Below are 15687 nucleotides of genomic sequence, written 5' to 3'. Positions count from 1 at the left end.
CCTGCCTTTAATTAAAACGTTGTACATTGTCATCGAGTAAGGACACTTTTTGACCCTCACGCAAAAATGATACACCTGCTATCGCTATGATTTCTCCGGCTTTTAAGCCACTTGCAATGAATACCTCATTGCCAAGAATGTTAGTTGCTATTACGTTGCGCTTGGTCACGGTTTGACTCGCTTCGTTATACACAAAGACAAATTTTGATTGATTAAGCCCTGCACCTACAGAGGAAACCGGAACGATCATGGATTCATGACTGGAAGAATTTATTTGATTGTTAGGCAATTGGGTAAGCGCATTTTGATACTCCTCATTGGTGTAGGTGATATCAACTTCTGCTGTCATACCGGCGCGCAATAACGGCGAGCTTCCGTTTAACACTAGGGTAATAGGGAAGGCATTCGCCGTTTCAGCACGCGTACCTACCTCGGTGATAACGCCGGTGAGTTCGACATTGGGGGCAGCTGGGAAGCGTACCGGCACTATCATACCGTCAGATAAGTGCTGAATTAAACTTTCAGGCACAGATACGTGTACCTCAAGGCCACCGTGGCCTTCTACTTCAAACACACTTTGTCCGGGGGAGATCTGCTGAGAAGGTTCTATCATACGCTTGGTGATGACACCGTCATAAGGGGCTTGTAAGGTACTGTCTTGTCGGTCTTTGGTGGCTAATTCAAGCTGACTTTTGGCCACTTCTACGTTACTCAGCGCAGACTTGTACGCGGCTTCAGCGTTGTCAAAACCCGACTTTGAGACCAGCCCTTGCTCGACCAATTCTTTGTAACGCTGGTACTCATTTTCGGCTTCATTTAATGCTGAACTCGCCTGGGCGTATTTGGCTTGAGCAGATTGAAAGTTGAGATTGAAACTGCGCTGATCTAAGGTTGCTAGCACTTGCCCTTGGGTTATTTTCTGGCCTAAATTGACTGCGACGCTGGCGACTTTTCCGCCCACCAAAAAGCTCAAAGAGGCTTTTTCTACCGCTGCTGTTGCACCGGCTAATCTGCGAACCTGGGTGAGATCGTGAGGTTTTACTTCTGTCCAAGCTATGGGGCGAACGACTTCTTGTTCGACTTTTTCTTGCTCTGAACAGCCAGTGACGATAAAGAGTGTGGCCAGCGTTAGGCTGGTGAGTAAATATGCAGGTTTAATCACAAGTTCGTCCTAAATATAAGATTTTTATCGTCTGACAATGGCTTTAAAATACCCGCTATGGTTACGCGTAACCAGTAGGCGCATTTAAAAACAATGCCTGTTTAATATGGCTACTTTAATTAAGAAGCAACCAAATCGCCAGTGTCACTGCAGCGATACATTCTCAAAGAATACTAAAACGGGCACTATATGCGCTTATTTGCCCATCAAATACCCACTTCATTTTTTTGCTGATCATACCTTGGTACGATTATTCGTGTCCCGACTGGCGACTATAATTTGGTCACCATATTGAGTGGTATCTGACTTGGCCAATCGGTCATAAAGTAATACGTTAACTGTGGCTGCTAAGTTCATACATCCCGTGGTGGGTACATAAACAACATGTTGGCATTTATCTAATATGCTTTGTTCAATCGACCCATCCTCAGGGCCAAATACGTAGTAGGCATGTTTAGGGTGTTCAAAGTGCGGTAGCGGTGTCGCACCTTCTACTAATTCAACGGCTACCATTGCCATATGTGGTTCTGGCATAGGCTCGTCTATTTGCGCCAGGGGTATATTCAAGCCGACATTTTTTGTATCTGTGTTAAAGGCCCGCGCTCTGGCGTACCGCTCCCCAGTGTACAAGACGCTATCTGCACGATAGCAGCCAGCCGCCCTCAGGATGCTGCCCATGTTTTGTGGGCTTTTCGGATTAATAATGCACAGCGTCACTGAGTCATCTGAAGGGCTACTACTATCAGGCGTTGCTAAATCATTCGAGTATGTCATTAACCTGCCAAAATCTGTTCAATACCCGTAAGGTGCTCTGGGCTAAATTCCAGATTGTCTAACGCACTGACGCAATCTTCAATCTGTTCGACCTTACTGGCTCCGATGATTGCCGATGTAACCGCTTGCGGTTGAAGTACCCATGCTAAGGCCATCTGAGCTAAGCTCTGCTCACGCTGCACGGCTATCTCGTTAAGCTTTTGTACTTTAGCAATTTTATCTCGGGTAATGTGATCGGCATTCAGGTGAATTTGTTCACTGCGTGATGCGCGAGACCCATCTGGGATCCCATGAAGATATTTATTAGTCAAAAAGCCTTGGGCTAATGGCGAAAACACCACTGAACCAACACCATGGTTTGTGAGTACATCGGTAAGGCCGTCTTCTATCCAGCGGTCGAACATATTGTAACGCGGCTGGTGGACCAATAATGGTGTGCCTAAATCTTGTAATATTGCGATAGCTTGCTCAGTTTGCTGTGCGCTGTAATTAGAAATCCCTACATACAAAGCACGCCCTGAGCGCACAATGTAGTCTAATGCTTGCATGGTTTCTTCAAGCGGCGTATCAGGGTCAAATCGATGGGAGTAAAACACATCAAAATAATCTAGTCCTGTGCGCTTTAGGCTTTGATCACAGCTTGCAATTAAGTACTTACGTGAACCACCTATACCAAACGGACCAGGCCACATGTCATAACCGGCCTTGCTTGAAATCAATAATTCATCGCGATAGGGCGCTAAGCTCTTTTGCATGATTTTGCCAAACGTCGACTCAGCGGAACCATAGGGAGGACCATAATTGTTGGCCAAATCAAAATGATTAATTCCTAAATCGAACGCTTTGTGCACCATAGCTTGTGCATTACTAAATGCGTCTACTTCACCGAAGTTTTGCCATAGCCCTAATGACAAACGAGGTAACTGAACGCCGCTTTTACCGCAGCGTTTATAAGGCATATTTTGGTAACGAGATCCACTTGGTGTGTAGCTAGGGTTTGGTTGGTGGGTGATCATAATCGCTCAGCTGACAAAATTTTCGTTAGCCTAAACGAAAGCCTTTGAATTCTCAATTTATGAATGAAAATTAAAGGCTTACAAGCACGCTGCTTTAAACCGAGTAGCACAGCGTAAAATAAGCCCTAGTGTCTATCCATAAATGAAAATTCTAGGGTTAAAAACCGTCCGCGTACCGGCTTATACTTTTACCACTTTATTGGCCCACACTTTTGAAGTATTGAACAACTGCGCTGCTTTGGCTCTCAATCTCAGTAGCAACACATAAGCAAGGGGAACAAGGACTAAACTGGTTACGGTGGAAAAAGCCAAACCACCAATTATGGCAATGGCCATAGGCGAATATGCTGGGCCATCTCCACCAATCGAGGTATTGCCCAAAGCCAGTGGTATCAAGCCGACTATGGTGGTCGCCACTGTCATTAAAATGGGTTTGACCCGGGTTAAACAGGCCTCGATGACGGCGGTATTGATCTCATGTCCTTGGTCAATGAGTTGATTTATTCTGTCTACCAACACAATCCCATTGTTGACGACTATGCCCATTAATATGAGCATGCCTATCATGCTCATAACCGACATAGCGGTACCTGTCACAAACAAAGCCCAAAACACACCCGTGAGGGAAAATAGCAAAGAAGTAATAACCGCTGTAGGCAGAAGCAATGATTCAAACAAAGCCGCCATGACGATGTAAATCATGCAAATCGCCAGCAACATATTGGTTTGCATGACCGATTCATTTTGATTTTGTCTGTCAATACTGCCATCAAACGTCCAGCTGTATCCATCGGGCAAAGTGAGGTATTGCATGACGTCTTCGATACGCTCTTTTGCTTGTTGTAGTGTTATATCATCCCCCATGTTGGCGCCTATGGTTATCGATGTTTGTCGATAGCTGCGGCGAATTTCGGCTAAACGCGGCACGATTTTACTTTCGCTTACCATATCAAGGGTAATCGTTTGCTGGCCTATGCGGGTAATGGTGAGGTTTTTTAGCTCGGCAATAGACTCTTGTAGTGCTTGATCGAACAGCATACGCACGCCAATCTCACCGCTTTCGCTATCTCGATAGGTGCGCAGGTTAGTACCGCGCAAGCCACTTGCCACAGTACGGGCGACATCGTTGGCTGACAGGCCATAACGAAAGGCTTTATTGCGATCAACGACTATCTGTAATTCGAACTTTTGGTTATTGCCTTCAATGCCGACGTCCGTTAGCCCGTCTATTTGCTTGATGATCGGCAGAACACGCTCCGCGACTTGACTCAAGGATGCCGATGAGTCGCCTAATAGTGTGAGTTGCAAGCCTCCGCCGTTGCCTTGCTCCCACTTGAATGAGGGACGAGCACGCGCAAATTTGGGCATATCCTCAAGAATGAGTGCTTTTAATTTGCTTTTAGAAATAGGCGTGTCTTTTTTCAGCGTAATCGCCGAAGTTGCTTCCCCGGCAGTAAAATAGGTGTAGACCTGTTCGATGTGAAATTTCTCTTGGTTGGCATATAAATAGCCCTCCATTTTATCAACTGACTTCTCCACCTCAGACAAACTATAGTTGCCTTGAATATCGTAGTTCAGCCACAACCGGTTATTGCTATCATCATCGTCGTCACCACTAACAAACTGCATAGGAATAGCGGTACTTACTAGTATAAGAACAGCGATCAGACAGGTCAGCCCTCGATGACACATAGACCACGTGAGAACGGCTTTATAACGACGGGCAAATTTGCCCAAGTTGTCAGGAGCTTGGCCGCTGTTTGCTACCGACGTTTTATTATCGCTTTTCGCACTGAGCGCGTTACTCGTTGAATTTGACGCCTTGCCTGATAAGCGGCTGGTCAACAGGGGGATCAAGGTTTGGGCAATCAGTAAAGAGGCAAACAAAGAAATACAAATAGCGATGGCTACATGTTCCAAAAATATCGTTAAATTAACTTTTACTCCGACAATATTAGGCAGAAAGACGATAGCCGTGGTAGTGGTGCCAGCAATTACCGCCAAGCTTACTTTACCTACTCCTGCCTTCGTGGCCTGTGCGGGGCAGGCATAGTGCTTGCGCTCTTGTTGAATGCTTTCTGTGACGACAACGGCATTATCCACCAGCATGCCTACCGCAAGCATTAGGCCCATCATCGATAATATATTAATGGTATAGCCCATAAAATACATGCACCCGAGGGTGATACAAATCGAGAAGGGCACTGATAACACCACTATTAAGGTGGTGGTTAGATTGCGTAAAAATGCGTAAAGCACCAAAATCGACAGTAAGGCACCGAGCAAACCTGCGTTAAGCAAATCTGCTAGGGATTCAGTCACACTCGCGGCTTCATCATCCATTACAAATAGGGTGATACCGGCAAACGCAGGGCTGTCGTTGGCTTGGTTAATCACTTCCATAACGGCTTGTGATACCGCCACTAAATTACTGTTAGATTCACGAAAAATATTAAAGCCCACCGCGTAGGTTCGATCTAAGTGCCTGCCTTCAGTTCGCTCGGGGCTTTCGAAACCTATGTGTGCAATATCACTTAACCGCACTCCTTTTTGAATTATCAGGTTACTGATGTCTTCAATTTGGGTAAATGCTCCTTGTGGGTTAATGCTGATCTTTTGTTCTAAGTCATAAAATGAGCCTGCTGTCATAGCGAAGTTTGCTTGGCGCAGTGCATTTACTAATGTGTCGCTAGGGATCCCTAAACTGGCTTGTTTTTGTGTATCGATACGGATCGCAATCTGCTTTTTGAGCACACCGTACAATTCGACTTTTGATACGCCGGGCACCCGCTCAATTGGCATTTTAAGGTTTCGTTCGAGTAAGTCATAGGCATCCGATAGATCCCGTTCGCTAGACACCCTAAGTTGAAAAATCGGTAAATCACTGGTGTTAAATTGATACACCAGTATTCGTTCTACATCATCAGGTAAGTCATTGCGGATCGCGTCAATTTTCTCTCTGGCTTCAATCCCTTTTGCTTTTAGGTTTTCATCCCAGGCAAATTGAAGTTGGATTTGTGCAGCGTTCTCAGTGGACTTAGAGCGTAAACGCTTTATACCTGACATGGTTGCCAATACTTCTTCTACTGGGCGGGTGATCATTTTCTCTATTTCCGCTGGGGTGGCGTTTTCATAGGGAATTTGTACCGTTATTTCGGGTATATCAATACTGGGGAATTTTTCTAGCGGCAACAATTGTGAGGCTAAAATGCCAAACAGCAACATAGAGAAAAACACCATGCCAATGGTGACGGGGCGGCGCATAGCGAAGGCTGCTAGGCCAGCGCCCAGCGCTGAAAACTTGTCTTCAGTTTGTCCTTGTTGGCCTGACTTATTCATAGCTAGGCTCCTCTTTTAAAAGACGACCATTAGGCCCCTCAAGCTGGCTTGATGTTGAGACTTCACGAGCAAACTTTTTGCTGTCAAATAAGGCATATAAGCAAGGGATAAAAAATAACGTCAGTAGGGTGGCAAACAGCAGACCAAAAATGACCGTAATCGCCATAGGTACGCGCATTTCAGCACCTTCTCCTAAGCCTAAAGCCATAGGTAATAACCCTAAAGAGGTCGTAAGGGTAGTCATTAAAATAGGGCGAAGACGGTTTTGCGCGGCATCAAGAATCGCTTGTGCTTTAGCGACGCCTTCAGTGCGCAGTTGATTAATCCGGTCGATAAGCACAATCGCATTGTTCACGACTATTCCGGCCAACATGATTAAACCAATAAAAACCACCACACTAATGTGCGTTTGGGTGATAAATAATCCAAAGATTGATCCTGCACAGGCTAATGGCACAGTAAGTAAAATCAATAATGGGTGTAACAATGATTCAAACTGCGATGCCATGACTAAATACACCAGAAATATCGCCAGTGCCAAGGCGAATTTCAGCGAGGCAAAGCTGGTTTTCATTTCTTCGCTTTGCCCGGCAACGCGTGCTTGTATGGATAGAGGCAATTGCATGTCACGGATATGCTGGTTTGCCGCGTCAACCGCTTGGGATAAGTCGCCATAGGCTAAATTGGCAGATATCACCGCGACCCGCTGTTGGCCGATGCGGGTAATTTCGCTTGGGCCAATTGACATGCTCAAGGTAGCAACGGCATTTAGGGCAATGGCGCGCTCAGCGCCAGGGTTTACGATGATGCGTCCTATATCCTCAATGGAGTCGCGCTGGGTATGAAGGCTACGTACTAAAATATCAATTTTACGATCGTCTTGATTAAATTGACTGGCGACTTCACCGCCCACTTTAGCGTTAATAAGAGTGGATACTCGCGGTGCGCTTAAGCCCAGTTGCGCCAGTTTAGCATGGTCGAAGGTGATCTTAAGTTCAGGCGTACCGCGAACTAAAGAGCTTGTTACATCACTAAAGCGCGAGTCTTGTTGCAGTGTTTCTACCAGGGCTGCGCTATGGCGCCCTAAACTTGCCAAATTATAGCCCATTAAATCGATAGAAAGAGGGGCAGAAAAACTAAACAACTCAGGTTGACCGAACTCGGCTTGTACACCGGCTTGTTTACTTAAATACGCTCGCATCTTGTCTTGTACGTGCAATAACTGCTGCTCGTTTGAATCGCTGTGCATGACAACGTTAAGTTTACCCCAGTTTTCGCCTCCTTGGCTGGCTGATGCGTTCATCAGGCTACCAGTACCGGCTAATGAGTAGGTGCGTTTCACACCGGCTTGCCCCGAGGTGAATAGCGACAAGTCTGATAGAGTCTTGTCGGTGTGAGTAAGCGGGCTGCCACTTGGAAGCGTAAGCTCCACATAAAACTCGCCTTGAGACATGCTGGGGATCAGTTCCATGCCTAATTTAGGTACCAGAAATAAGGCGCTAGCGGAGGTTGCTAGCATTGCCACAAGTAATAATACAGGCGTTTGTAAGGCTCGTTTGAGTAAAGATGAATAGCGTGCAGTCACAATACCCATAAGCCGTTCAAACAACCATAGAACAGGTTTAAAGATAAAACTGAGCGTTTTTGCTGCCGCCCTGAACACGACTAACACACTGGTAGATATAACCAACGGCAAGTAATAAAAAACGCCTCGTGCGAACCACAAAAAGGGCAGAGTAAGTAGCTGAAAAACGCGTTTTATTGGGCCGACTTTAGAAGCTTTTGTTGGGCTATCTTTATGTGGGGCTAGATCGGCGTTTACCTGCAGGCCTGTTTGAGATAAGCCATGAGGGATCGCCGAGTTATCGTCAATGGTTACCTGAGACTCGCCGGTTTTAGCGTTTGACGAGTTACGCTCACGCGCTGCCAACATAGGAATGACCGTCAGCGCGACAATCAAAGATGCGCCTAAAGCAAATGTCACCGTTAAGGCTTGATCAGCAAATAACTGGCCAGCGATACCTTTCACAAACACCAAGGGAAAGAACACGGCCATGGTAGTCAAGGTTGATGCGATGATCGCCATAGAGACTTGTTTTGTGCCCTTAGCGGCGGCTTGGTGAATATCAGCTTCGGTCTTTTTATGGCGCTCAATATTCTCAAGTACAACGATGGCGTTATCAACCAATAAGCCAATGGCTAACGCGATGCCGCCCAAGCTCATAATATTGAGGCTAATATTGTTGCCATACATCAGATTAAAGGTCGCAATAATTGATACAGGAATAGATATAGAGATGATCAACGTTGGCCAAATGTTGCGTAAAAATAAATACAAAACGAACATGGCTAATATGCCACCTATGATGCCGGCCGACTTTACATCGTCTATGGCATTGGCAATAAAAACAGACTGGTCGTAAATAAGCTGTATTGTATAGTTTTCAGGTAACGAGCGTTCTAGTTGACGTAACGCGTCATTCACGTTTTGCGCAACTTGTACCGTGTTGGCATCACCTTCTTTATAAACGGCAATTTCAACGCCTTCTAAACCATCAAAACGGGTAACAGAATCTCGCTCTTTGTAAGCGTCTTGGATAACAGCGATGTCTCCTAGACGAATATTTTTATTGTCACGACGGTCAATAAACACATCTTGCATGTCAGCAATACTAGTAAACTGATTTAAGGTGCGCACTGTGTATGCTTGGGAGCCATCTTCAACGCGACCACCCGCAGCGTTAACGTTTTCCTCTTTTAAGCGCTTGATGATTTCGCTCATGGGGATCGCTAATTGACTGGCTTTTTGTTGATCCACCAATACCTGAATTTCACTTTCTAGGCCGCCGCCAATTTTGATAGATGCGACACCGCTAATGGATTCAAGCTTACGTTTAATTTGCTGCTCAGCGTATTCTCGTAAGCGCTTCATACCATGTACGTCAAGGGCTGGTGCCTGAGACGCATCGTGACTAGTGGCATTGACAGTGTGATGTGCAAAGCCGAAACCAAGGCGCATAACAGGGTCTAAACTGGGGTTAAAGCGCAGTAACACGGGCTTTTCAACGTCCAGAGGCAAAATCAATATATCGAGTTTTTCGCGTACTTCTAAACTCGCCATGTCCATGTCAGTACCCCATTCAAATTCAAGCAGTACATCAGATTGGCCCGAAGTCGATGAGGACGTGACTTTGCGAACGCCTTTTACCACACCGATGCTTTCTTCAATCGGTTTGGAGACAAGCTGCTCGATTTCCCCTGGTGCAGCGCCCACATAATCAGTTCGGATTGTTAGGGTAGGGTAAGACAATTCCGGCAGTAGGTTTATCGCTAAGCGTGACAGAGACACCATGCCAAACAAAACCACAGCAAAGGTAAACATCCACACAGCGACAGGGCGCTTTACGGCAATATCAACAATATTCATGCTAGGTGTCCTTACTTAGCTGGTGTGGTTAGCATCGAGTGATGCGTTATCTTCGTTTTGCTGCGGGGTATTCGAAATCGCTTGCTCATGGGATTGCGCCTGTAACAACAGCGCTTCTGGGTTAACGATTTCGACTGGTGCTTGGTCTTTTAAGTTTTGATGGCCTGTGATCACAACGTGTTCATCACCGCTCAAACCACTTAATATCTCCACATAATCGCCTTCTTGATACCCAATGCGTATTTCTTGTTTGTGGGCGATGCCATCAGTGACCACGAACACATTGATTTTGTTATCTATGCTTAACATAGCTTTGCGGGGCATAAGGGTAGCTTGTTGATGAGTGTCGTAGTTTAAATTGACATGCGCGAACATACCTGCTTTCAGTAAATGTTCGTCATTAGGTACACGCAAGGTGACTTTAAAGGTGCCAGTTGCAGGGTCAATCACAGGGCTAATACGTTCAACAAATGCATCGACTTTGCTGTCTTGCAATGCACTTAACGTGAGAGTCGCGGCTTGATCCTTATGTACTCTTGAAAGTTCTTTTTCAGGTAGATACACCACACCATAAAGTTGGTTTTGCTCTACGATGTGAAACATTTGCGCACGTTGGAACGATTCGGTTAGGTTGCCTACTTTGGCATTACGGGTGGCAATATAACCGGATATGGGGGCGACAATGGTCGCTTCTTTTAGATCTAATTCGGCTAAGGAAAGGGTGGCTTTTGTGGACGCGTATTGCGCGCTAATTTTGTCATAGGTGTCATCACTGACTAACTTTTTATTGTACACCTTATCAATTTTTGCCAGCTCCTTTTCAATACCGACTAAATCTGCTTTAGCCCGAGCAAGGTTCAAGCGATAGCGCTCTGGCTCTAACTGAGCAAGCACTTGCCCTTTTTTAACGTAATCACCTTCTTCAACGTAGATGTGTTCGATAATGCCAGATGCGCGAGCGACCACGTAAGCTTCTTCTTTTGCTTCGAGTACGGCGGTGGTGGTGTAATTTGAGGAAATATCACCAATATGCAGAGCACCGGCTTCTACCGGCACTGAAATAACCAGCTCTTCATTTGACTCTTTGCTGGTGGCATCTGCACCACCGCATGCTGCAAGTAATGTGCTGGCGCTCAACAATGTGAGTACTGTCAGTGCGTTAAAACCGATAAGTGGTATCGTTTTAATCGTCATCTTATTCCCCTGTATCTTTGTTTTTATCATCGTAATTAGAATAGGTGTGCTGTTAGCCGCATTGGGCTAAATCATAGCGTCTTCTTGATTATGAGCAGAACTTATGCCATAGCTGGTTAACTGATTTTAATTCTTTAAAATCAAATGGTTACGTATGTTTTGTTTATTGAGCGAGTTATGCGCGAGGTCAAATAAACGATTGTTTGGTGTAATTTCCCACTTATTCGTCATAGAGCTACAAACTCCAGCGTTTATGATGCTCAGTTCGCTGCACATGAGATATCAAGCTAGGTTTTAAATACACTGCGGGTGAAGTGGAACATACAAAGAGGGAATGAATGACGGGTTAAATTTTAACCAGTAAAACTTGCTTAAGAGTTTGCATATTGTACATAGATGGATACTACCTACGCTGAACGTATGTGTGACCAAAATGCACTTAATATATTGATTAGTATGAGCTTTATACGTTTTTGGGGTGAGTGGCACAACACTTGTTTATGCTTAGTTCGGCAAGGTAAGTTGCTTTGCCATCTTTCTAACACTCTCGATTAAGAACTACGGAGATAACTATGAAAAAATTTACCCTTACTACACTAGCAGCGACCTCTTTACTTATGACTTCAGGTGCATCCTTAGCTGCGACCAATGACAGTGTAGATCATCATGGTATCTATGTTGGTGCTGGCTATGGACTAGTTGATGTGGACGGCGATGAAGATTTCGATCGTGACGATAATGCCGCAAGCGTGTATGTCGGTACACAATTTAACCAGTATTTGTCGGTTGAAGGTGGCTATATCGACTTCGGTGAATATGGTAATGACACATTTAATACTGAAGTTGACGGTTACACCCTCGGTTTAAAAGCAGGCTTACCGGTGAATGAATACATCACACTGTTCGCAAAAGGCGGTCAGTTATGGTGGGACGCTGATATTAACGCGGCCGGTGTTAACGACAGTACCGACGGTGATGATTTATTTTACGGTGTAGGCGCTTCTTTCGCTGTATCTGAAGGCTGGGATGTACGCGTAGAGTACACTCGCTTTGATTTAGAATTTGAGCGTGACGAAATCGGTATTTTGTCTGAAATTGACAGCTTCGACAGTGACGTAGATTACGCTAGCGTTGCCGTGCAATACACCTTTTAGGAGCTAGAGGGTGTACGTGAATGGTATAAGTATGGGCCTGCGCTGCAGGCCTTTGCCAAAACTATTGGGCTTAGCTTATACACTTTTTCTATTCAGTCCTGAACGTGTTTAATGAGAGCCCTGAACGTGTTTATTGAACAGTCCTGAACGTGTTCAATGAGAGCCCTGAACGAGTTTAATGAGAGCCCTGAACGAGTTTATTGAACAGTCCTGAACGTGTTTAATGAGCAGCCCTGAGCGAGTTTAATGAAAAGCCCTAGACCATCCGAATCAAGGCTCATCATGTCACTCGTTATTTTGACCCTTAATTACCTTTGCCTTGTGCCGTTGCCAAAATGATCTTAAAGGCTTCTTCCTTACTAAACCCAGCCTCTATTAGCGCTTCGTAGTATCTGCGTTGTAATTGTGCTTGTGCCTTTATTAAATCAGGATCGCTCATAGCACGAACTTGGTTTTTCATTTGCTCGGCTAATTGAGAGTTAACAAAATCAAGGGGATTACCCATTTGTTGCGCGTGAATACTTGATGTAGAGAAAACTGATAGCGCAATACCCGCCACAAGTGGCACGGCACCTCTTGATACTATGTGATATACGTTTTTAAGTCCCATGAAATGTTCCTTTTGCGTTAGATTGAAAGACGTAGCAAGCCTAGTGGCTTATATTCGATAATTCCAGAATGCGCTGTTATCCATAAAGAATATACCTGTTTATCGCGATACTACTAGAGACACGTACAGACTGATTTAGTTGCATCCCCATAGGCAGTGCTTATCTATGGCACATTGCCTGTTTAGGGTATAAATTTCGTTTCAATCGTACTTTTTCGCCGAATAAGTCCGCGACAGGTGGGCCTTTATGAGCCTATACTAGCCCCTTTAACGAGTCGCAGTAATACGCTTTATTGATAAGCAAGTATCTGAATAGTAAATCTATTTACGTAGTCATTTTATGCCCAGTCGCTAGCTTAGTGTTCGCGCTATCTCCGATTGTTGCCGATGCAGATGCAGTAACATAAAAATTGACGTCGATGGTGGCAATGCATATACGGCAATATCAGTAGATAATCTATGTGCTGAATTATAAATGTTGCAATGTAAGTAAGATGCACAGCCATTACACTCGTTGCCTTAAGGATGTAACGGTCAAAGTCGTTGCTCACACCAGCGTGTTCAAACGGATAATTAACCTAGTCAATTCAAGGAGAGAATAGTGGGGCTGATTTTGGGGCCATTAGTCATATTTTGGCTAGTCATGGCAATCTATGTTGTAACCATTGGCTATACGCTTTTTGCCGCATTACCTAGCCACGCGGCGGCAGTATCCGTGAGCATAACCAGCCTATTGTGTTTAGTTTGTTACCTTTATTGGGGATTTTCCCGATATAAAGCCAAAACCGCACTTTCGTGGTACGAAATTCCGTTAACCTTTGCAAGCCATAAACCCAGTCTGGGAGTCTGTATACTCGCAGTTGCTGTGCATTGGGTAGGGCCAAATCTATGGGTGAGTGAGTATGCAAACATACTGACAAGCAGTATCATGTTCGCTGCTCTGTTCTCTACCTCGTTTGGTGTGCTAGCGGGTATATTTGGTGCAGGTACCTATATGAAGCATCGAGGTATCCAGCAACGTCATTGAGCTTGCCCCTAATGTTGAGCGAGCAAACAAATGCTGGCCATCAGTATTATGCTTGTTGTTATATTCCCTGTTGTGGGCGCCGTTGTATTCGCCGTTATGTTGCTCATTATTATCATTATGTTTGGCGTACTAGCAGGACAATTGCTCAGATTAGGTTTGTTGTTAAATTAATAAAGGCTTTACAGACAGTATGGATGACCAAATAGGGCGCTTTACCCAGGTAATAACCGCACAATTAAAGCAAAGCGGCCATGGTAGCGCGCACGATAGCACCAAAAAAATAAAGCTAATCATTCATGTCGGCACACCCAAAACGGGCACCACAAGTATACAAACCTACCTGAGTAAAAAACAACGGAAACTGCGCACAAAGGGGATTCTATACCCGCATAACCTTGAGGTTTCCAATAACCCAGGAGCACCTACTCACCACTGGTTTGAGAAAAACCTAGTGTCTACTCACGTTGACAATTTCATCGCTAATGTTAGCAATGTCATAACACAGATAAAAAGTGAAACGCACACCGTGATTTTGTCCTCCGAAGGGATTTACAATTACTGGTGGGACTTTCCAGAGGCATCAAAAGATTTGTTGGGCGAACTCGCTAAGTTGTTCGATGTAAAGCTGTGGGTATGGTTTCGTGAGCCTATCAGTTTTATGCAAAGCTATTACAAGCAATGTATTCGCAACCCAAAAGTGGCCAGTAATCCCTGTTATGGCAAAGACTTATCTTTTAACGAAATGTTAGATATTCCTTGGTTTGCTCAGCACCTTGATTATCAAGGGTTTGTAACACAAGCCCGAATGATATTTGGTGAAAACAGCGTATCTGCCTTTGAGTATAAAGGCGATATAGTGAAGCAAGTAAGTACCTTGCTGGGGCTAGCGACAGCTCACGACAACCCCACACCAAGGCAAAATACCAGTTTAAATCAGGCTTCAATTACGCTGCTGCGCGCGATTAATCACTATGATGTTAAAGCCAAGGATAAAGAGTTATTGATACCTCTGATCAAAGACATTAACAGCATTATGGATCGTTATACCAACCAATGCGTGACGGATGAAACTGCGAAACAAAGGGTGTTGAGCTTGGTGAATCCCGTGACATTTAGCCGCACTCATCCTTAACGCGTACTCACTTGAAAAGTGCCCATTAATTGCTGAAGACGACTGGCGTTAGTATTCACCTGTTCTGAACTCATACTCAATTGCTGAATAGAGGAGGCCATGGCTTCTGTTACTTCTGTGACCTGTTGGGCGGTCTCACCGTTGCGAGCACTATTTTGCTCTATGACATTTATGCTCTCAAACATTTTCTCTACAATGGCATGTAGCTCAATGTTTTCACCCGATGCGGCCTCTGTTAATTTTAAGCTTTGATCTACATCTTTAACCCCAGATTCCATAAAGTTTACCGCATGTAAGGTTTCTTGCTGCAAGCACCTCTTATCGCTGATAGGTAAATTTCATACGGGTTATATTTGAAACGTTGGTGCAGCTCAGGGATAAACTGTGAGAAAAGGATTTATTTTAGCGTGTATCGCGTCATTCATATTGCTTTATGAAGACTTCAACCATTTATTGGTGCTTTTGATAGTCGGTGGTTTTGAATTTGAACAGGCTGCGCAAAAAGCGTTTGGTCATTCAAGTTTTACTGGGGCAATACTGATTGGTTCTATACGGTTAATTCCGTTTGTAAGCCTTATTGCGTGTGCTACTTGCACTAAGCTTCTTGATTCACTCAAGGGCAGGCTCTCTTTATGTGTAAGTTTGCTCGTCGCCGTAGGGGTTATCTTCTCTGGTTATTGGTCAATAACCAGCCCGCTGTATACGGCTGAGTATGCATCTTCTACTTCTGCAATAGCTTACATTTTTGTACCCATAACGGCTTATATGTTTTCGTTTGCTGCCGGCGTTAGCGCTTATCTTTTGTGTAAAGTGTATGAGGTGGTTATTAAAGGTAAATAATAAAGCAGTGAA

Annotated in this window: 12 protein-coding genes; 4 read left to right on the top strand and 8 right to left on the bottom strand. The window is 44.7% G+C overall.

Annotation, left to right across the window (positions count from 1 at the left end; genetic code table 11):
• Positions 1-7: 7 nt before the first annotated feature.
• From GCHA_RS19440 to GCHA_RS19415, 6 genes are all read right to left on the bottom strand, one after another.
• Positions 8-1162, bottom strand: a complete 1155-nt coding sequence (locus GCHA_RS19440; RefSeq protein ID WP_007991394.1) for an efflux RND transporter periplasmic adaptor subunit — start codon at positions 1160-1162, stop codon at positions 8-10.
• Between the two features lie 234 nt (positions 1163-1396).
• Positions 1397-1936, bottom strand: coding sequence for an RNA methyltransferase (locus GCHA_RS19435; protein ID WP_007991393.1), 540 nt, complete (start codon positions 1934-1936; stop codon positions 1397-1399).
• Positions 1936-2952: an aldo/keto reductase gene (locus GCHA_RS19430; RefSeq protein ID WP_007991391.1), complete on the bottom strand. Its 1017-nt coding sequence runs from the start codon at positions 2950-2952 to the stop codon at positions 1936-1938. Before GCHA_RS19430 ends, GCHA_RS19435 begins: the two co-directional genes overlap by 1 nt.
• Before the next feature lie 180 nt (positions 2953-3132).
• Entirely contained in the window at positions 3133-6291 is a 3159-nt protein-coding gene (locus tag GCHA_RS19425; RefSeq protein ID WP_007991389.1) for an efflux RND transporter permease subunit, read from the bottom strand.
• Positions 6284-9718 carry an efflux RND transporter permease subunit gene (locus GCHA_RS19420; protein ID WP_007991387.1) on the bottom strand — a complete coding sequence of 1145 codons (3435 nt, stop codon included), beginning with the start codon at positions 9716-9718 and terminating at the stop codon, positions 6284-6286. Before GCHA_RS19420 ends, GCHA_RS19425 begins: the two co-directional genes overlap by 8 nt.
• A 15-nt stretch (positions 9719-9733) precedes the next feature.
• A complete protein-coding gene (locus GCHA_RS19415; protein ID WP_007991385.1) occupies positions 9734-10912 on the bottom strand; it encodes an efflux RND transporter periplasmic adaptor subunit in 1179 nt (392 codons plus the stop codon).
• 572 nt (positions 10913-11484) lie between these two features.
• Here GCHA_RS19415 and GCHA_RS19410 point away from each other — a divergent pair.
• Positions 11485-12066, top strand: coding sequence for a porin family protein (locus GCHA_RS19410; protein WP_007991383.1), 582 nt, complete (start codon positions 11485-11487; stop codon positions 12064-12066).
• Between the two features lie 304 nt (positions 12067-12370).
• Here the strand turns inward: GCHA_RS19410 and GCHA_RS19405 are convergent, their stop codons facing one another.
• A complete protein-coding gene (locus GCHA_RS19405; protein ID WP_007991381.1) occupies positions 12371-12676 on the bottom strand; it encodes a hypothetical protein in 306 nt (101 codons plus the stop codon).
• A 601-nt stretch (positions 12677-13277) separates the two neighbouring features.
• Between GCHA_RS19405 and GCHA_RS19400 the strand changes: the two genes are divergently transcribed.
• Together GCHA_RS19400 and GCHA_RS19395 are read left to right on the top strand one after the other, a co-directional pair.
• Positions 13278-13703: a hypothetical protein gene (locus tag GCHA_RS19400; protein ID WP_007991379.1), complete on the top strand. Its 426-nt coding sequence runs from the start codon at positions 13278-13280 to the stop codon at positions 13701-13703.
• 190 nt (positions 13704-13893) lie between these two features.
• Positions 13894-14835, top strand: a complete 942-nt coding sequence (locus tag GCHA_RS19395) for a hypothetical protein (protein WP_007991375.1) — start codon at positions 13894-13896, stop codon at positions 14833-14835.
• On the opposite strand, the gene GCHA_RS19390 is transcribed toward GCHA_RS19395, so the two are convergent.
• The gene (locus GCHA_RS19390; protein ID WP_007991373.1) at positions 14832-15146 is read right to left on the bottom strand and encodes a hypothetical protein; all 315 of its coding nucleotides are present in this window, start codon (positions 15144-15146) and stop codon (positions 14832-14834) included. The two genes, GCHA_RS19395 and GCHA_RS19390, sit on opposite strands and share 4 nt — an antisense overlap.
• 73 nt (positions 15147-15219) lie before the next feature.
• Between GCHA_RS19390 and GCHA_RS19385 the strand changes: the two genes are divergently transcribed.
• A complete protein-coding gene (locus tag GCHA_RS19385; protein WP_007991371.1) occupies positions 15220-15675 on the top strand; it encodes a hypothetical protein in 456 nt (151 codons plus the stop codon).
• Positions 15676-15687: the final 12 nt, after the last annotated feature.

Origin of the sequence: Paraglaciecola chathamensis S18K6 (assembly GCA_000314955.1) — a bacterium.
In the GTDB taxonomy this organism is placed as follows: domain Bacteria; phylum Pseudomonadota; class Gammaproteobacteria; order Enterobacterales; family Alteromonadaceae; genus Paraglaciecola; species Paraglaciecola chathamensis.
The sequence above is the reverse complement of the archived record's forward strand: the minus strand, read 5'-3'. Positions and strand labels throughout refer to the sequence as shown.